Below are 17,127 nucleotides of genomic sequence, written 5' to 3' on the forward strand. Positions count from 1 at the left end.
CCTCCGACCGCTCGGTTCGTAGCCGAGTACTCTATCCAGCTGAGCTACGGATGCAAAATGGCGGTGAGGCGGGGATTCGAACCCCGGATGCAGCTTTTGACCGCATACTCCCTTAGCAGGGGAGCGCCTTCAGCCTCTCGGCCACCTCACCACACACGCCTCTTTCGAGTGCTTCGAAGAACTTGTTTCTGCTCTTCGTCGCTGCGATGGCGCACATATTACTTTCTGGTACTTATAAGTCAAACACTTTTTCGAGACCTTTTTTCGTTTGCACACTTCGCACGCAATTCGCGTGCAAAAACGGCAAAAAGGGCAATTTATCAACAGGAAATCAGCCCTGACGCTGGCATAATGTCAAACAACCAAAGCGGCAAAGGGTAATGAAAAGCGGTATGGTGCAGGGGGAAGAAACAGAAAAAGGGAAAAAGCGGCGATAAGTGATGCGCCTCACTGAACAGCGAGGCGCGGAAACCTTAGTAACTGGACTGCTGGGATTTTTCAGCCTGAATACGCTGGTAGATCTCTTCACGGTGTACAGATACTTCTTTAGGGGCGTTTACGCCAATACGAACCTGGTTACCCTTCACCCCTAAAACTGTCACAGTGACCTCATCTCCAATCATGAGGGTCTCACCAACTCGACGAGTCAGAATCAGCATTCTTTGCTCCTTGAAAGATTAAAAGAGTCGGGTCTCTCGTATCCCGGCATTATCCATCATATAACGCCAAAAAGTAAGCAATGACAAATACCTTACGGTATAAGCAGTCATGGCATCACATTCTGTTAAACCTAAGTTTAGCCGATATACACAATTTCAACCCGACTTTATCGTTATCGGTGTTTCTCGCGCAAGGTGCCATTTCCCTGAGGTTACGGCACCTAAACCCGCCATACTTCAAGTTGCATGTGTGTTGGTTTTCCTCGCTCACCCCAGTCACTTACTTGAGTAAGCTCCTGGGGATTCGCTGTGTCGCCGCCTTCCTGCAACTCGAATTATTTAGGGTATATGCGTTTATAGTTATTACAGTTTTGCGCTGACCCAGCCTTTCACACTGGCTAACGCTGCAGGGAGAGCAGACGCATCGGTACCACCGGCCTGCGCCATATCCGGACGACCGCCCCCTTTACCGCCCACCTGCTGAGCGACCATACCAACCAGCTCCCCAGCCTTGACGCGATCTGTCACATCCTTAGACACACCGGCAATCAGGGAAACTTTACCGTCTGCGACCGTAGCCAACACCACAACCGTCGAACCCAGCTGGTTCTTCAGATCGTCAACCATGGTGCGCAGCATCTTCGGCTCCACGCCGGCCAGCTCGCTGACCAGCAGCTTAACGCCGTTAATCTCTTCCGCTTTGCTGGAGAGGTTTGCGCTCTCCTGCGCCGCAGCCTGCTCTTTCAGCTGCTGCAGCTCTTTTTCCAGCTGACGGGTACGCTCCAGCGCGGCGCGAACTTTCTCGCCGAGATTGTGGCTGTCGCCCTTCAGCAGCTGTGCGATATCGCTGAGCTGATCGCTCTGCGCGTGCAGCATGGCCATCGCGCCCTCACCGGTCACCGCTTCGATACGGCGCACGCCAGCGGCGGTACCGGACTCAGACGTGATACGGAACAGGCCGATATCACCGGTACGCGCCGCGTGAGTCCCGCCGCACAGTTCGGTGGAGAAGTCGCCCATCCGCAGCACGCGGACGCGGTCATCGTATTTCTCGCCGAACAGCGCCATGGCGCCGGATGCGCGCGCGGCATCGATATCCATAATGTTGGTTTCGATAGCCAGGTTACGACGGATCTGCGCGTTGACCAGATCTTCCACTGCACGAATCTCTTCCGGCTTCATCGCTTCGAAATGCGAGAAGTCAAAGCGCAGCGCTTTATCGTTGACCAGCGAGCCTTTCTGCGCCACATGTGTGCCGAGCACCTGGCGCAGCGCCGCGTGCATCAGGTGCGTCGCGGAGTGGTTCAGGCGGATACGCTGACGGCGAGCCTCGTCCACATCGGCCTGCACCGCGTCGCCCACTTTCAGGGAGCCGCTGGCGACTTTACCGATATGACCAATGGCCTGGCCGTACTTCTGCGTGTCGCTGACCGCGAAGGAGAAGCCCGTGCCTTTCAGTTCGCCTTTATCGCCCACCTGGCCGCCGGACTCCGCATAGAACGGGGTCTGGTCGAGGATCACTACCGCTTCCTGACCCGCGCTGACGTTATCCACCGCTTTGCCATCGATGAACAGCGCAGTCACTTTGCCGTTCAGCTCCAGATGATCGTAACCTTTAAATTCAGAGGCGCCGTCAACGCGGATCATCGCGTTATAGTCAGCGCCGAAACCGCTGGACTCGCGCGCGCGACGGCGCTGCTCTTCCATGGCGGCCTCAAAGCCGGCTTCGTCAACCTTGATGTTGCGCTCGCGGCAGACGTCCGCGGTCAGGTCGACCGGGAAGCCGTAGGTGTCGTACAGACGGAAGGCGGTTTCGCCATCCAGGGTGTCGCCTTTCAGCTTCGACAGCTCTTCATCCAGCAGCGCCAGTCCGCGCTCCAGAGTACGGGCGAACTGCTCTTCTTCGGTTTTCAGCACCTGCTCAACCTGAGCCTGCTGCTGCTTCAGTTCTTCGCCGGCGGAGCCCATCACGGCGATCAGCGGGGCAACCAGTTTCCAGAAGAAGGTATCCTTCGCGCCCAGCATGTTGCCGTGACGGATCGCGCGGCGAATGATGCGGCGCAGCACATAGCCGCGGTTTTCATTCGACGGGATTACGCCGTCAGCGATCAGGAAGGCGCAGGAGCGAATGTGGTCGGCAATAACGCGCAGCGACTTGTTCGTCAGATCGGTGGCGCCGGTGACTTTCGCCACGCTGGCGATCAGATCGCGGAACAGGTCGATGTCATAGTTTGAGTTAACGTGCTGCAGCACCGCGGCAATACGCTCCAGGCCCATACCGGTGTCGACGGACGGCTTCGGCAGCGGCTCCATGGTACCGTCAGCCTGACGGTTGAACTGCATGAAGACGATGTTCCAGATCTCAATGTAGCGGTCGCCGTCTTCTTCCGGACTTCCCGGAGGGCCGCCCCAGATGTGATCGCCATGGTCGAAGAAAATCTCGGTGCACGGACCGCACGGACCGGTGTCGCCCATCTGCCAGAAGTTGTCTGAAGCAAACGGCGCGCCTTTGTTGTCGCCGATGCGGATGATTCGCTCGCGCGGGACGCCTACTTCATTGGCCCAGATGTCGAATGCTTCGTCATCGGTCTCGTAAACGGTGACCCACAGCTTCTCTTTCGGCAGCGCGAACCAGTTCTCACCGGTCAGCAGCTCCCACGCGTATTTGATGGCATCCTGCTTGAAGTAGTCGCCGAAGCTAAAGTTGCCCAGCATTTCAAAGAAGGTGTGGTGACGCGCGGTGTAACCGACGTTTTCCAGATCGTTGTGTTTACCACCCGCACGCACGCAACGCTGCGCGGTGGTCGCACGCGAATAATTACGTTTGTCGAGACCAAGGAAGACATCCTTGAACTGGTTCATCCCTGCGTTGGTAAACAGCAGGGTCGGATCGTTGTGCGGCACCAGGGAGCTGCTGGCAACTACCTGATGTCCCTTGCTATGGAAAAAGTCGAGAAACGCCTGACGGATCTCAGCGGTGCTCTTGCTCATAATTATCCTGAAATCAAGCTACACGTCATCCTTCAAGTCGCCTCTGTCCTGGCTGCGCTTGCTCTTCCGGCACCGAACTGACGTGCGTTGCGGAAGATAGTCTCTCTTGCCGCCCTGATGCAGCTTGAATGATTTTGTGTAAAGGAATAATCGCCCAGGACGCTGCCTGCACTGTCACAACCAGCGGCCCGACGGAATAAAGTGGGAATAAGATAAGTTTTCTTTACGGCGAAGTAAAATCCCGGATGGGTCAATCTGCAAAATTTCGCCAGATTTCCTGGATATCTTCCATCAGGTAGCCACGGTACAGCAGGAATCTCTGGATTTTCACTTTTTCAGCAAAGGCGGAGGGTAACGGTTCACCGTATTTACGCTGCGCCTGCGCCCTGGCAAGGCTCACCCAGTCGATATCGCATTCGCGCATCGCCTGTTCCACGGCCTGGCGCGCAATGCCTTTCTGGCTGAGCTCCTGACGAATGCGCGCGGGGCCATAGCCTTTGCGGCTCCGGCTGGCGATGAACTGGCCGACAAAACGATTATCGTCGAGATAACGGTTTTCGATACACCAGGCAACCACCTGCTCCAGCTCTTCAGGGGTGACGTCCAGCGCCTCGGGGCCGTTTTTGCTCATTACCGGAGCAGCCAGTTTGCGCCGCAACTCCTGTTCGCTGTGGTCGCGCATCGCCAGAATGCGGATAGCGCGGTCCAGCAGGCGGGCGTAGCCGGAGCGGCGTGATGAAGGTTCAGTCACAGGCACCTCAATAATCTAAGAAAAGCAAAAGGGCCGCATAAGCAGCCCTTTATCACTCTGTTAGACGATATCAGAAATCTTGTTCCGTTTCTTCTGCATCGTTGCCGTCAACGGCGAAGTCCGGCGTAGAGTCCTGGTTGTTGAGCAGCAGTTCGCGCACTTTCTTCTCAATCTCTTTCGCCGCCGCCGGGTTCTCTTTCAGCCAGGTGATAGCGTTCGCTTTGCCCTGACCAATTTTGTCGCCGTTGTAGCTGTACCAGGCGCCCGCTTTCTCAATCAGCTTCTCTTTCACGCCGAGGTCAACCAGCTCGCCGAAGAAGTTGATGCCTTCGCCGTAGAGGATCTGGAATTCAGCCTGTTTGAACGGCGCCGCAATCTTGTTCTTCACCACTTTGACGCGGGTTTCGCTACCGACGACGTTGTCGCCCTCTTTCACCGCGCCGATGCGACGGATATCCAGACGCACGGAGGCGTAGAACTTCAGCGCATTACCGCCGGTGGTGGTTTCCGGGTTACCGAACATCACGCCGATTTTCATACGGATCTGGTTGATAAAGATCAGCAGCGTGTTGGACTGCTTCAGGTTACCCGCCAGTTTACGCATCGCCTGGCTCATCATACGCGCCGCGAGGCCCATGTGAGAGTCGCCGATTTCGCCTTCGATTTCCGCTTTCGGCGTCAGCGCCGCGACGGAGTCGACGACGATAACGTCAACCGCGCCGGAGCGCGCCAGCGCGTCACAGATTTCCAGCGCCTGCTCGCCGGTATCCGGCTGAGAACACAGCAGGTTGTCGATATCCACGCCCAGCTTGCGCGCATAGACCGGATCCAGCGCGTGTTCCGCATCGATGAACGCACAGGTTTTACCTTCGCGCTGCGCTGCGGCGATAACCTGCAGCGTCAGGGTGGTTTTACCGGAGGATTCCGGCCCGTAGATCTCGACGATACGGCCCATTGGCAGACCGCCGGCGCCCAGCGCGATATCCAGAGAAAGCGAGCCGGTGGAGATGGTTTCTACGTCCATAGAACGGTCTTCACCCAGGCGCATGATGGAGCCTTTACCGAATTGCTTTTCGATCTGGCCCAGTGCAGCCGCCAACGCTTTCTGTTTGTTTTCGTCGATCGCCATTGTTACTCCTAATCATGCAGGGTGAAGCGTGTTCGCTTCGCCGTTAATATTTGTTCAGTTGAGGCAATTATACTGTATAGTCATACAGTATCAAGTCTTTTGTAGAAATTGTTGCCAGAGCAGATTGAGCGCGTAGGCCGTCGCCTGACGACGTACCGCTTCGCGGTCTCCGGCAAAGCATTCCCGCCGCGTCACCCCTTGCCCGCTAACGCTGGCGACGCCAAACCACACCGTCCCGACCGGCTTTTCGTCGCTGCCGCCATCCGGCCCGGCGACGCCGCTAACCGAGATGGCATAGTCCGCGCGCGCGGCGCGCAACGCGCCGATCGCCATCTCCACCACCACCGGTTCGCTCACCGCGCCGTTGTCCCGCAGCGTCGCTTCGCTGACGCCGATCATTTGCGATTTGGCCTCGTTGCTGTAAGTCACAAAACCGCGTTCAAACCACGCTGAGCTGCCGGCAATATCGGTGATGGCTTTCGCTATCCAGCCACCGGTGCAGGATTCCGCCGTGGTCACCGTCGCGCCCTGCGCCTGCAGCGCCCGGCCGACCTTCTCGCTTAGCTGCATTAATTCTGAATCGGTCATTATCGCCCCGCTTTGCTCCGGATAAAGAGGCCATCAAAGATAGCACTTTCCACAGAGATATGGGGACGAGGTGTGGAATTTACGAGGGGACATCCAAAATGAATCATCCCGGCGGCGCCGGGATGAGAAATCGCACGCTTACTTCATGCTGGCGGCGATCAGCGCCACGTTATGACGCATCATTTTGACATAGCTATCCGCGACGCCCCCCGGGGCGGAGAGCGCCTCAGGATAGAGTTCTCCGCCGGGCTGCGCGCTGGTGGCGCTGGCAATCTGCTTCACCAGCCGCGGGTCAAGCTGGTTCTCCATAAACCAGGTATGGACGCCGTCCGCGTTGATTTGCTTAATCAGCGCCGCCACCTGCGCCGCGCTGGCCTCGCTCTCTGAAGAGAGCCCCTGCGGCGCGAGGAAGGTTACGTGATAAGCGCGGCCAAAATAGCCGAAAGCGTCATGGCTGGTCAGGACCTTGCGCTTGGCCAGCGGAATGGCGCTGAACTGCCCTTTCGCCCAGCCGTCGAGGGCCGTCAGCTGGTCGATATAGCGCTTGCCGCTGCTGGTCAACGCCGCTTTATCTTCCGGGTCGGCTTTCACCAGACCATCGAGGATATTCTGCGCATACAATGCGCCGTTCGCTGCGCTGTTCCAGGCGTGGGGATCGGTCACCGTTTTGCCGTCTTCATCGAGGGTATGGGTCTTGACGCCCTTCGACGCCACTACCAGCTCGCCCTTAAAACCAGAGGCCTTAATCAGGCGATCCAGCCAGCCTTCCAGTCCCAGGCCGTTAACCACCACCACGTCGGCCTTGCTGAGCAGCGCGCTATCCTTCGGCGACGGCTCGAAGGTGTGCGGATCGCCATCCGGGCCGACCAGGGTATCCACATGGACATGCTCCCCGCCAACCTGCTGCACCATATCACCCAGCACTGAAAAACTGCTTACCACATTCAGCGTTTTCGCCATCGCCCCCTGCGCCATCAGGCCGAAGGCCAGCGCGACCACTATTGCACTACGTTTCATCATTTCCTTACCCCATCAATTTGCGCCAGCCGAACAGCAGTCGGCTGCGCGTGCCAAAAAACAGCGAAATAAAAAACAGCGCGCTGGCGGTCAGCACGATGGCGGGCCCGGCGGGAAGACTGGCCGCCCAGGAGAGACTCAAACCCAGCCAGGCGCAGAGCGCGCCGGAGAGCGCCGCCAGCAGCAGGATGCCCGGCAGCGTTCGCGCCCAGCAGCGCGCGGCAACCGCCGGAAGCATCATCACCCCTACCGCCATCAGCGTGCCGAGCACCTGAAATCCCGCCACCAGGTTAAGCACCAGCAGCGCCAGAAAAAGCCCATGCAGCACCGCGGGCAACCGGCGGTTATTCACCTGCAGCCAGGCACTGTCGAACGCCTCGCTGACCAGACCGCGGTAGCACAGCGCGATGCACAACAGCGTCAGGCTGGCGACGCCGCTGACAAACAGCGCCGCGTCACGATCCACCGCCAGAATGGAGCCAAACAGCAGATGCAGCAGGTCGACGCTGGAGCCGCGCAGCGACACCAGAGTGACGCCCAGCGCCAGCGATCCCAGATAAAATCCAGCAAAGCTGGCGTCCTCTTTTAATGGCGTCCGCCGGCTCACCCATCCCGCCACCAGCGCGACCGCGATGCCGGCGACAAAGCCGCCCACGGTCATGGCCAGCAGCGACATGCCGCTCAGCAGATAGCCCACCGCCACGCCGGGGAGAATGGCGTGCGACAGCGCGTCGCCCATCAAGCTCATGCGCCGCAGCAACAGGAAGACGCCCAGCATGGTGGTGCTTAGCGACAGCGCCAGGCAGACCACCAGCGCCCGGCGCATAAAGCCGAATTCAATAAAAGGTTGAAAGAAGGTGTGCCAGATCATGCTGACCTCGCCTGGCTGAAGGCCGGGAGAACCGCCCGGGTGGCACCCCAGCAGGCGCGCTGGCGGGTTAAAAGCAGCGTCTCCGGAAAAAAGTCGGCTACCCGCTGGTTATCATGCAGCACCGCCAGGATGGTTTGCCCCTGCCGGTGCATGTCGAGGATCAGCTCCATCAGTTCGCGACTGGTCGCTTCATCGATACCCGTGAAGGGCTCGTCGAGCATCACCAGCGGCGCCCGCTGCACCATCACCCGGGCAAACAGCATGCGCTGAAACTGGCCGCCGGAGAGCGCTTCGATCGGGGTTTTCGCCAGGTTCGCCAGCCCGACCCGCTCCAGCACCGCGCCGATGCGTCGCCGGGTATCGCCGCTCAGACCGCGCAGCAGCGACACGCCGGGCCATGCGCCCTGACTCACCACATCCTGCACGTTGAGAGGAAACTGTGACTCGAGGGCATGGCGCTGTGCCAGCCAGCCAATCACCGGCCGCTTTCCCTGCCAGCGCAGGCGGCCGCTGACCGGCGGAAGAAACCCGGCGAGGGTTTTCAGCAGGGTCGATTTTCCGCAGCCATTGAGACCAACGATTGCCGTCAGGCTGCCGGGACATATCATCCCGCTCAGCGGAGGGGTGATCGCCGCCCCGCCATAGCCGGTTACCAGTTGTTCCAGTTCAATCATGGCAGCGTCACCGCCCACCAGGTCGCCAGCCATAGCGCCGCCAGCAGCGTTCCAGCGATGGCCAGGCGCGCCGCGCCGGATGCCATAAAAACCGATGCGAACATATCCTTACCCCTTTTATTAAATGTTATAACATAACAATACAGAGGCGAAATTAGATTGTAAATCAGAGCCGGTGAGCGTAAATGTAACAAAGGTAGACAGGAAGCATGCCGACGGGAAGAAACAGCAGGATAAGCGCGGCCTTTCCGGGAAATCCCCCGGTCGCGCTGCGCTTACGGGGCCACCAACCAGATAACAGACCGTCGCCCGGATAAGGCGCTACGCGCCGTTATCCGGGGAGGCTCGGATACTGTCAGCCGGATGACAGTATTAATAACCGCCGCGGGCCTGCGAAACCGCCAGGCCAAGCTGCCAGACGGCCATCGCGTAGTGGGTGCTGTGGTTATAGCGGGTGATGGTGTAGAAGTTCGGCAGCCCGTACCAGTACTCATAGCCGGTCCCGACGTCCAGGCGCAGCAGACTGGCCTGCTGATGGTTACCCAGCGGCTGGGTTGGGGTTAGCCCCGCCGCCGCCAGCTGCGACACGCTGTATTTGGTTTTGAAACCATTCTCCAGCCCCGGCGCCTGGCCCAGCGCCTGCACCGCCACCAGATCGCCGCTCACCCAGCCGTGCTGTTTGAAGTAGTTGGCCACGCTGCCGATAGCATCCACCGGGTCCCACAGGTTGATATGGCCGTCGCCGTTAAAGTCCACCGCGTATTGCTTATAGGACGACGGCATAAACTGGCCGTACCCCATCGCCCCGGCGAAAGAGCCTTTCAGATCCAGCGGGTCGTCGCTTTCGCTGCGCGCCATCAGCAGGAAGGTTTCCAGCTCGGAGGAGAAGTATTCAGCGCGGCGCGGATAGCTAAACGACAGGGTCGCCAGCGCGTCGAGGATGCGGGTTTTGCCCATCACCCGTCCCCAACGGGTCTCCACGCCGATAATACCGACAATGATTTCCGGCGGCACGCCGTAGACCTGATAAGCGCGGTTGAGCGCGTCCTGATATTGATTCCAGAACACCACGCCGTTCTGCACGTTATCCGGGGTAATAAACTGTTTCTTGTAGCGCAGCCAGGCGCCGGTTGGCCCGGTCGGCGGCAAGCCGGTCGGCGCCTGACGATCCATCAGCCGCAGAACGTAGTCCAGACGCTTCGCCTGCGACAGGATCTCCTGCAGCTGCTGCCTGTCGAAGCCGTGCTTCGCCACCATCTTATCGATGAACTGCGCCGCCGCCGGGTTGTTGGCGAAGTCGCCGCCCATCTGCATCACGTTATGCTGCGGTTCCAGCAAAAAGCCGCCGGTTCCACTCGCCATCTCCGTTTCCGCGGGAGTCTTGGGTTTGCTGCTGCAGGCAGCGAGGAGCACACAAAGGGGAAGTAAAGCCAGAGAGCGACGCTTCAACATGGGAATTCCGTTTAACAAATTCAGCAAGGGATAATTATGGTAAAGCATGCGACGACCAACAAGAAAGCGACAATCCGTTTGTAGACAAAATAGTCCTTCACCGCCCCCTTCCCTGCATGCTGTCATGCCCCTCGTTATTTCATCCTCTCAGCGCCAATCTTTCAAAATAAAATATTTATCTTTCATTTTGCGATCCATTTAACACTTTAAAACCTTTCAAAATGATTAAAATTAGTCTGCAGTTAGCAAGAAAAATAACATGCTGAAGGAGAGAACAATGATTGACGTCGTGACCCACGGCGCGGAGTGGTTTATCGGCCTGTTTCAGAAAGGCGGCGAGGTGTTTACCGGCATGGTGACCGGGATCCTCCCCTTGCTGATCAGTCTGCTGGTGATCATGAACGCGCTGATCAACTTTATTGGCCAGCAGCGGATCGAAAAACTGGCGCAGCGCTGCGCCGGGAACCCGATCTCCCGCTACCTGCTGTTGCCCTGCATCGGTACCTTTGTGTTTTGTAACCCGATGACCCTGAGCCTGGGCCGCTTTATGCCAGAGAAGTACAAGCCCAGCTATTACGCGGCGGCGTCCTATAGCTGCCACTCAATGAACGGTCTGTTTCCGCATATCAACCCCGGCGAACTGTTCGTCTATCTCGGCATCGCCAACGGCCTCACCACCCTCGGCCTGCCGCTCGGTCCGCTGGCGGTGAGCTATCTGCTGGTCGGGCTGGTGACCAACTTCTTCCGCGGCTGTGTTACCGACCTGACCACCTCGATTTTCGAGCGAAAAATGGCGATTCAGCTGGCTCAGAAAGTGCATCTGTCAGGAGCGACATCATGACCCGGATTCGTATTGAGAAAGGCACCGGCGGCTGGGGCGGCCCCCTTGAGCTCGACGTCGTCGAGGGCAAAAAGATCGTCTATATCACCGCCGGCACCCGCCCGGCGATCGTTGACCGTATCGCCAGCCTGACCGGCTGGCAGGCGGTGGACGGTTTTAAAGAGGGCGAACCGGCGGAAAGCGACATCGGCGTGGCGATTATCGACTGCGGAGGCACCCTGCGCTGCGGGCTCTATCCCAAGCGCCGCATCCCGACGGTGAATATCCATGCCACCGGCAAATCGGGGCCGCTGGCCCAGTACATCACAGAAGATATCTACGTCTCCGGCGTCAAGGAGGAGAACATTCAGCGCATCGCGACCGGCGGCACGATAGCTCCCGAGCCACCGGCGGAGAACAACCGCGCGGGTCGCGACTACGACGCCAGCAAAAAGATCACTGAACAGAGCGATGGCCTACTGGCGAAGGTCGGGATGGGGATGGGCTCGGTGGTGGCGGTGCTGTTCCAGGCCGGACGCGACACCATCGATACGGTGCTGAAGACGATCCTGCCGTTTATGGCCTTCGTCTCGGCGCTGATCGGCATCATCATGGCCTCCGGCATCGGCGATTGGATCGCCCATGGCCTGGCGCCGCTCGCCAGCCATCCGCTGGGTCTGGTGACCCTGGCGCTGATCTGCTCCTTCCCGCTGCTGTCGCCGTTTCTCGGCCCCGGCGCGGTTATCGCCCAGGTGATTGGCGTACTGATCGGCGTGCAGATCGGCCTCGGCAATATTCCGCCGCACCTCGCCCTGCCGGCGCTGTTCGCCATTAACGCCCAGGCCGCCTGCGATTTTATCCCGGTTGGCCTGTCGCTGGCCGAAGCTCGCCAGGATACCGTGCGCGTCGGCGTGCCGTCAGTGCTGGTCAGCCGCTTTTTGACCGGCGCGCCAACGGTGCTGATCGCGTGGTTCGTTTCCGGATTTATTTACCAGTAAGAGGGGCCAGAACATGACCGTGATTTACCAGACCACCATTACGCACATCGGCGCCTGCGCGGCGATGGCGCTGGAAGAGCAAATGCTGATCACCTTCCGCGAGGGCGCCCCGGCGGATATCGAAGCATATTGCTTTATTCACAACCACGGCGAGCTTGCCGGTTCGCTGCAGCCGGGTGCAGAGCTGCAGCTTGGCGAGCTGCGCTACCCGGTGACCGCCGTCGGCGACGTTGCCGAGCAAAATCTGCGCGAGCTGGGCCATATCACCCTGCGCTTTGACGGCCATCGCGACGCGGAGTTTCCGGGGACCGTCCACGTGGCGGGCCCGGTGCCGGACGCCATTGCGCCCGGCTGCGTACTGAAATTTGTTGCTTAACAGGAGAGAAAGATGAATCAGGTTGCTGTTGTCATTGGCGGTGGACAAACCTTAGGAGAGTTTCTGTGCCGCGGGCTGGCCGCCGAGGGCTACCGCGTGGCGGTGGTCGATATTCAGAGCGAAAAAGCCAGCCGCGTCGCCCAGGAGATTAACGCTGAATATGGCGAAGGCATGGCGTATGGCTTCGGCGCCGACGCCACCAGCGAGGCCAGCGTCACCGCGCTGGCCCATGGGGTGGATGAGATTTTCTCGCGCGTCGACTTGCTGGTGTACAGCGCCGGCATCGCCAAAGCGGCGTTTATTAGCGACTTTGCGCTGGGGGATTTCGACCGCTCGCTACAGGTCAATCTGGTGGGCTACTTCCTCTGCGCCCGCGAATTCTCCCGGCTGATGATCCGCGACGGCATTAAGGGACGCATCATTCAGATCAACTCGAAATCCGGCAAAGTCGGCAGCAAGCACAACTCCGGCTACAGCGCGGCGAAGTTCGGCGGCGTCGGACTGACCCAGTCGCTGGCGCTGGATCTGGCGGAATACGGCATTACCGTACACTCACTGATGCTCGGCAATCTGCTGAAGTCGCCGATGTTCCAGTCGCTGCTGCCGCAGTACGCCACCAAGCTCGGTATCGATGAGAGCGAGGTCGAGCAGTACTACATCGACAAGGTGCCCCTGAAGCGCGGTTGCGAATATCAGGATGTGCTGAACGTATTAATGTTTTACGCCAGCCCGCAGGCGTCGTACTGCACCGGTCAGTCGATCAACATTACCGGCGGTCAGGTGATGTTTTAAAGGGATCCCGGATGGCGCCGCGCTTATCCGGGCTACAAAACTGTAGGTCGGGTAAGGCGTTAGCCGCTACCCGACGAAAAGGCACCGCGGATCGCTCGGGTTAGGCGCTCGCGCCACGACCCGGGTTGTTCCCGCCCCCCTTAAGGAGATACCTATGGTTAGCGCATTAATCACCGTCGCCGCCATCGCCTGGCTTACCCAAATGGCCTTTGGCGGCTGGCAGATCCGCCGTTTCAATCGCGCTTTCGACAGCCTGTGCCAGCAGGGTCGGGTGGGGGTCGGCCGCTCCGCCGGACGCTTTCAACCGCGCGCCATCGTCGCTATCGCCGTTGATGATGACAACCGCATTTGCGACACGCTGCTGATGAAAGGCTTCACCATTTTCGCCCGTCCGCAAAAAATCCCCGCGCTGGACGGCAAACATATCGCGGAATTGCAGCCTGATGTGATCTTTCCCCATGATCCGCGCTGTCAGAATGCACTATCATTAGCGCTTAATCCGAAACATGGATAATTTCGTTGTAAAAGTAAATATCTTGCGAAATTATCACTTCGAAACTTAAACGCAGGATAGACGCCTATGAAACCACGTCAGCGCCAGGCAGCCATTCTCGAGTTCCTGCAGTCGCAGGGAAAATGCTCGGTCGAAGAGCTGGCGCAACATTTCGATACGACCGGCACCACCATCCGTAAGGATCTGGTCACGCTGGAAAACGCCGGCACCGTCATTCGCACCTACGGTGGCGTGGTACTCAACAAGGATGAAGCCGATCCGCCGATCGATCATAAGACGTTGATCAACACCCATAAGAAAGCGCGCATCGCCGAAGCGGCGGTGCGTTTTATTCATGATGGCGACTCCCTCATCCTCGATGCCGGCAGCACGGTGCTGCAGATGGTCCCACTGCTCAGCCGCTTCAATAACATCACGGTGATGACCAACAGCCTGCATATCGTCAATGCCCTTGCCGAACTGGATAATGAACAGACTATCCTGATGCCCGGCGGCACCTTCCGCAAAAAATCGGCCTCCTTTCACGGCCAGCTGGCGGAAAACGCTTTCGAACAGTTCAGTTTCGACAAGCTGTTTATGGGCACCGACGGCATCGATCTGAACGCCGGCGTCACCACCTTCAATGAGGTGTATACCGTCAGCAAGGCGATGTGCAACGCCGCCCGCGAAGTGATCCTGATGGCCGACTCGTCAAAGTTTGGCCGTAAAAGCCCCAATATTGTCTGCGGCCTGGAGCGCGTGGATAAACTGATTACCGATGCCGATATTGACCCTGCATTCCAGCGGGCGCTGGAAGCCAAAGGCATAGAAGTCATCATTACTGGAGAACATCATGAGTAACTTTTTGTTAGAGGCCGGACGCCAGACCCTGATGCTGGAGCTACAGGAGGCGAGCCGCCTGCCGGAACGCCTGGGCGATGACTTCATCCGCGCGGCGGAGACCATCATCCACTGCGAGGGCAAACTGATTGTCTCCGGTATCGGGAAATCCGGTCATATCGGCAAAAAGCTGGCGGCGACCTTCGCCAGCACCGGCACTCCGGCCTTTTTCGTCCACCCGGCGGAAGCCCTGCACGGCGATCTCGGCATGCTCGACGGTCGCGATGTGATGCTGTTTATCTCCTACTCCGGCAGCGCGAAAGAGCTGGATCTGATCGTGCCGCGGCTGGAGGAAAAAGGGATACCCCTGCTGGCGATGACCGGCAAATCCACCTCGCCGCTGGCGCTGGCGGCGAAAGCAGTGCTGGATATCGCCGTGGAGCGCGAAGCCTGTCCGATGCATCTGGCGCCGACCTCCAGCACCGTCAACACCCTGATGCTCGGCGACGCGCTGGCGATGGCGGTGATGCAAGCCCGCGGCTTCAGTGAAGAGGATTTCGCTCGCTCCCATCCGGCGGGGGCGCTCGGCGCGCGTCTGCTGAACAAAGTGCATCATCTGATGCGCCGCGACGACGAAGTGCCGCGCGTCGGTACAGACGCCAACGTCATGGACGCGATGCTCGAGCTGAGCCGCACCGGGCTCGGCCTGGTGGCGGTCTGCGATGAGGCCAACCGCGTGCAGGGCGTCTTCACCGACGGCGACCTGCGCCGCTGGCTGGTGGGCGGCGGCACCTTAAACGACGGTGTCACGCAGGCGATGACCCGCAACGGCGTGACGCTGCAGGCGGAGAGCCGCGCGGTGGAAGCCAAAGAGCGGCTGATGAAACATAAAATCAGCGCCGCGCCGGTCGTGGATGAAAACGGCCTGCTGGTCGGCGCCATCAACCTGCAGAACTTTTACCAGGCCGGGATCCTTTAAGCCCCAGACGTTTCGCCAGCCGGTGCAGGTTGGCGACGTCCAGTTCCAGCGCGCGGGCGGTCGCCGCCCAGTTGCCCTGATGCGCCGCCAGCGTGCGGGAAATCGCCTCGCGCTGGAAGTTATCCGTGGCTTCGCGCAGATTGACGTTGCCCATCGCCGGCGCCGCTGCCATCTCCTCGGTCGGCAACGTCGGCGCAGCCGCTGTAAACTGGAAATGCTGCGGCTCCAGTACTACGTCATCGCCAGCCTGGGTAGCCCGCGCCAGCACCACCGCCCGGTGAATGGCATGCTCCAGTTCGCGCACGTTGCCCGGCCACGACCACTGCTGCAGCCTGTTACGCGTTGCCTCACTTAAAATTACCCGCGCCAGCCCCATCCGCAGGCGGCACTGCTCGCAAAAATAGCCTGCCAGCAGCACCACGTCATTTTCCCGCTCGCGCAGCGCCGGAACCGACAGCGGGAAAACGCTCAGCCGGTGATAGAGATCGGCGCGAAAGCGCCCTTCCACCACCTCCTGGCGCAGATCGCGGTTGGTCGCCGCCAGCACCCGCACATCGACCCGCAGGCTGCGGTCATCGCCGACACGCTGAATATCGCCATACTGCAGGACGCGCAGCAGCTTCGCCTGCAGCGCCAGCGACAGTTCGCCGATTTCGTCGAGGAACAGCGTGCCGTTATCGGCCATCTCAAATTTGCCGCTGCGGTTGCTGATAGCCCCGGTAAACGCCCCTTTCACGTGACCGAACAGCTCGCTCTCCGCCACGCTCTCCGGCAGCGCCGCGCAGTTGAGGTACACCAGCGGGTTAGCCGCCCGCGGCGAACCCTGATGCACCGCCTTCGCCACCAGCTCTTTGCCGGTCCCCGTTTCGCCGCTGATCAGCACGTTTAAATCCGAGGCAGCGACAATCTCGATCTCTTTTTTCAGCTGCAGCATCGGCGCCGACAGGCCGATGAGCTCCTGGCGCTCCGGCTGCGGGTAATTCACCACCTGCGGCGGCAGGACGTTTTGCGCTTCAAGGCGGGCGATAAGCAGCGCGTTATTCAGCGCCCCAGCCACCAGGGCGGCGATCAGCCGCAGCTCTTCATCGCTGAAGCTGTCGAAGCGGTCGGCATCCATACCGTCAAGGGTCAGTGCACCGATCAGCGTTTGCCCGGCAAACAGCGGCAGCCCCACGCAGGCGTGAACCTTGAGGCTCTCCTGGCCGGGGATCAGGCCGTCATAGGGGTCCGGCAGGTCGCTGTCCGCCGGGAAGCGCACCACATCGCCGGCGCGGGCGATCGCCTCCAGCCGCGGATGCCCATCCAGCGCAAAGCGCCGGCCAAGCACATCCTGCGCCAGGCCATCGATCGCCAGCGGCACAAACTGATGGGCCTCATAGCGCAGCAGCGCCGAGGCGTCGCAGCCCAGGATCTGCCGCAGGGTGGCGATCAGGCGCGAAAAGCGGTCGACGTGACCGATATCGCTTTGTAAATCAATGGCGATTCTCGCCAGCGCCTCAACGGAAAAACTCATCATCGCTCCATTGTCATTTTGACAACCTTAATAGTCATATCGACTATTTTAATCATTGTCATTTTGACAACAACGAAAATCATGAAAATTTAAAAATTCTTTTTATTCAATACCTTAAAAAACTGGCACGCAACTTGTAATACGCCAGGCAACTGAGTTTAAACACACTGTATTGATTGAGGTT

The 17,127-nt window shown here is 59.3% G+C and carries 17 protein-coding genes and 1 tRNA gene; 7 read left to right on the plus strand and 11 right to left on the minus strand.

The genetic code is table 11. The annotated features are described in order from the left end of the window. Positions 1–58: 58 nt before the first annotated feature. The 10 genes from ABLV64_RS10980 to mltB form a co-directional block, all read right to left on the minus strand. Positions 59–151 (minus strand) — tRNA-Ser (locus tag ABLV64_RS10980). A gap of 322 nt (positions 152–473) precedes the next feature. Then, entirely contained in the window at positions 474–659 is a 186-nt protein-coding gene (csrA, locus tag ABLV64_RS10985; protein WP_000906486.1) for a carbon storage regulator CsrA, read from the minus strand. A 363-nt stretch (positions 660–1,022) separates the two neighbouring features. Next, on the minus strand, positions 1,023–3,650 hold the full coding sequence (gene alaS / locus ABLV64_RS10990) for an alanine--tRNA ligase (RefSeq protein ID WP_043521297.1): 2,628 nt from the start codon (positions 3,648–3,650) through the stop codon (positions 1,023–1,025). A 250-nt stretch (positions 3,651–3,900) separates the two neighbouring features. Further along, positions 3,901–4,401: a recombination regulator RecX gene (gene recX / locus ABLV64_RS10995; RefSeq protein WP_004205687.1), complete on the minus strand. Its 501-nt coding sequence runs from the start codon at positions 4,399–4,401 to the stop codon at positions 3,901–3,903. 70 nt (positions 4,402–4,471) lie between these two features. Next, a complete protein-coding gene (recA, locus tag ABLV64_RS11000; protein WP_004205686.1) occupies positions 4,472–5,530 on the minus strand; it encodes a recombinase RecA in 1,059 nt (352 codons plus the stop codon). A gap of 90 nt (positions 5,531–5,620) precedes the next feature. Continuing rightward, positions 5,621–6,118 (minus strand): nicotinamide-nucleotide amidase, encoded by a 498-nt coding sequence (gene pncC, locus ABLV64_RS11005; protein WP_004205685.1) that lies wholly within the window; start codon positions 6,116–6,118, stop codon positions 5,621–5,623. Positions 6,119–6,256: 138 nt separating this feature from the next. Continuing rightward, positions 6,257–7,135 (minus strand): metal ABC transporter substrate-binding protein, encoded by an 879-nt coding sequence (locus ABLV64_RS11010; protein WP_348843272.1) that lies wholly within the window; start codon positions 7,133–7,135, stop codon positions 6,257–6,259. A 7-nt stretch (positions 7,136–7,142) separates the two neighbouring features. Next, the gene (locus ABLV64_RS11015; protein ID WP_117263538.1) at positions 7,143–8,006 is read right to left on the minus strand and encodes a metal ABC transporter permease; all 864 of its coding nucleotides are present in this window, start codon (positions 8,004–8,006) and stop codon (positions 7,143–7,145) included. Next, on the minus strand, positions 8,003–8,713 hold the full coding sequence (locus ABLV64_RS11020) for an ATP-binding cassette domain-containing protein (protein ID WP_181962762.1): 711 nt from the start codon (positions 8,711–8,713) through the stop codon (positions 8,003–8,005). Before ABLV64_RS11020 ends, ABLV64_RS11015 begins: the two co-directional genes overlap by 4 nt. Before the next feature lie 339 nt (positions 8,714–9,052). Next, the gene (gene mltB / locus ABLV64_RS11025; protein WP_043521292.1) at positions 9,053–10,132 is read right to left on the minus strand and encodes a lytic murein transglycosylase B; all 1,080 of its coding nucleotides are present in this window, start codon (positions 10,130–10,132) and stop codon (positions 9,053–9,055) included. A gap of 277 nt (positions 10,133–10,409) precedes the next feature. Here mltB and ABLV64_RS11030 point away from each other — a divergent pair, with 277 nt between their 5' ends. From ABLV64_RS11030 to gutQ, 7 genes are all read left to right on the plus strand, one after another. Next, complete coding sequence (locus ABLV64_RS11030; protein WP_348843256.1) at positions 10,410–10,973, plus strand: PTS glucitol/sorbitol transporter subunit IIC; 564 nt, start codon at positions 10,410–10,412, stop codon at positions 10,971–10,973. Then, a complete protein-coding gene (locus ABLV64_RS11035; RefSeq protein ID WP_004205675.1) occupies positions 10,970–11,950 on the plus strand; it encodes a PTS glucitol/sorbitol transporter subunit IIB in 981 nt (326 codons plus the stop codon). Before ABLV64_RS11030 ends, ABLV64_RS11035 begins: the two co-directional genes overlap by 4 nt. 13 nt (positions 11,951–11,963) lie before the next feature. Continuing rightward, complete coding sequence (gene srlB, locus ABLV64_RS11040; RefSeq protein WP_004205674.1) at positions 11,964–12,326, plus strand: PTS glucitol/sorbitol transporter subunit IIA; 363 nt, start codon at positions 11,964–11,966, stop codon at positions 12,324–12,326. Between the two features lie 12 nt (positions 12,327–12,338). Continuing rightward, a complete protein-coding gene (gene srlD, locus ABLV64_RS11045; RefSeq protein ID WP_085846540.1) occupies positions 12,339–13,118 on the plus strand; it encodes a sorbitol-6-phosphate dehydrogenase in 780 nt (259 codons plus the stop codon). Between the two features lie 154 nt (positions 13,119–13,272). Beyond that, positions 13,273–13,632, plus strand: a complete 360-nt coding sequence (gutM, locus tag ABLV64_RS11050) for a transcriptional regulator GutM (protein WP_049004300.1) — start codon at positions 13,273–13,275, stop codon at positions 13,630–13,632. A 66-nt stretch (positions 13,633–13,698) separates the two neighbouring features. Further along, positions 13,699–14,472 carry a DNA-binding transcriptional repressor gene (locus tag ABLV64_RS11055; RefSeq protein ID WP_004205671.1) on the plus strand — a complete coding sequence of 258 codons (774 nt, stop codon included), beginning with the start codon at positions 13,699–13,701 and terminating at the stop codon, positions 14,470–14,472. After that, positions 14,465–15,430, plus strand: a complete 966-nt coding sequence (gene gutQ, locus ABLV64_RS11060) for an arabinose-5-phosphate isomerase GutQ (RefSeq protein ID WP_004205670.1) — start codon at positions 14,465–14,467, stop codon at positions 15,428–15,430. Before ABLV64_RS11055 ends, gutQ begins: the two co-directional genes overlap by 8 nt. On the opposite strand, the gene norR is transcribed toward gutQ, so the two are convergent. Next, the gene (gene norR, locus ABLV64_RS11065) at positions 15,393–16,943 is read right to left on the minus strand and encodes a nitric oxide reductase transcriptional regulator NorR (RefSeq protein WP_043521289.1); all 1,551 of its coding nucleotides are present in this window, start codon (positions 16,941–16,943) and stop codon (positions 15,393–15,395) included. The two genes, gutQ and norR, sit on opposite strands and share 38 nt — an antisense overlap. Positions 16,944–17,127: the final 184 nt, after the last annotated feature.

This window comes from Klebsiella sp. JB_Kp031 (genome assembly GCF_040064295.1).
Classification (GTDB): domain Bacteria; phylum Pseudomonadota; class Gammaproteobacteria; order Enterobacterales; family Enterobacteriaceae; genus Klebsiella; species Klebsiella quasipneumoniae.

Bases quoted from the DNA above. Each gene is read 5' to 3' on its own strand.
- csrA (WP_000906486.1), bottom strand. From the start codon at position 659: ATGCTGATTCTGACTCGTCGAGTTGGTGAGACCCTCATGATTGGAGAT.
- alaS (WP_043521297.1), bottom strand. From the start codon at position 3,650: ATGAGCAAGAGCACCGCTGAGATCCGTCAGGCGTTTCTCGACTTTTTC.
- recA (WP_004205686.1), bottom strand. From the start codon at position 5,530: ATGGCGATCGACGAAAACAAACAGAAAGCGTTGGCGGCTGCACTGGGC.
- pncC (WP_004205685.1), bottom strand. From the start codon at position 6,118: ATGACCGATTCAGAATTAATGCAGCTAAGCGAGAAGGTCGGCCGGGCG.
- ABLV64_RS11010 (WP_348843272.1), bottom strand. From the start codon at position 7,135: ATGAAACGTAGTGCAATAGTGGTCGCGCTGGCCTTCGGCCTGATGGCG.
- ABLV64_RS11015 (WP_117263538.1), bottom strand. From the start codon at position 8,006: ATGATCTGGCACACCTTCTTTCAACCTTTTATTGAATTCGGCTTTATG.
- ABLV64_RS11020 (WP_181962762.1), bottom strand. From the start codon at position 8,713: ATGGCTGGCGACCTGGTGGGCGGTGACGCTGCCATGATTGAACTGGAA.
- mltB (WP_043521292.1), bottom strand. From the start codon at position 10,132: ATGTTGAAGCGTCGCTCTCTGGCTTTACTTCCCCTTTGTGTGCTCCTC.
- ABLV64_RS11030 (WP_348843256.1), top strand. From the start codon at position 10,410: ATGATTGACGTCGTGACCCACGGCGCGGAGTGGTTTATCGGCCTGTTT.
- ABLV64_RS11035 (WP_004205675.1), top strand. From the start codon at position 10,970: ATGACCCGGATTCGTATTGAGAAAGGCACCGGCGGCTGGGGCGGCCCC.
- srlB (WP_004205674.1), top strand. From the start codon at position 11,964: ATGACCGTGATTTACCAGACCACCATTACGCACATCGGCGCCTGCGCG.
- srlD (WP_085846540.1), top strand. From the start codon at position 12,339: ATGAATCAGGTTGCTGTTGTCATTGGCGGTGGACAAACCTTAGGAGAG.
- gutM (WP_049004300.1), top strand. From the start codon at position 13,273: ATGGTTAGCGCATTAATCACCGTCGCCGCCATCGCCTGGCTTACCCAA.
- ABLV64_RS11055 (WP_004205671.1), top strand. From the start codon at position 13,699: ATGAAACCACGTCAGCGCCAGGCAGCCATTCTCGAGTTCCTGCAGTCG.
- gutQ (WP_004205670.1), top strand. From the start codon at position 14,465: ATGAGTAACTTTTTGTTAGAGGCCGGACGCCAGACCCTGATGCTGGAG.
- norR (WP_043521289.1), bottom strand. From the start codon at position 16,943: ATGAGTTTTTCCGTTGAGGCGCTGGCGAGAATCGCCATTGATTTACAA.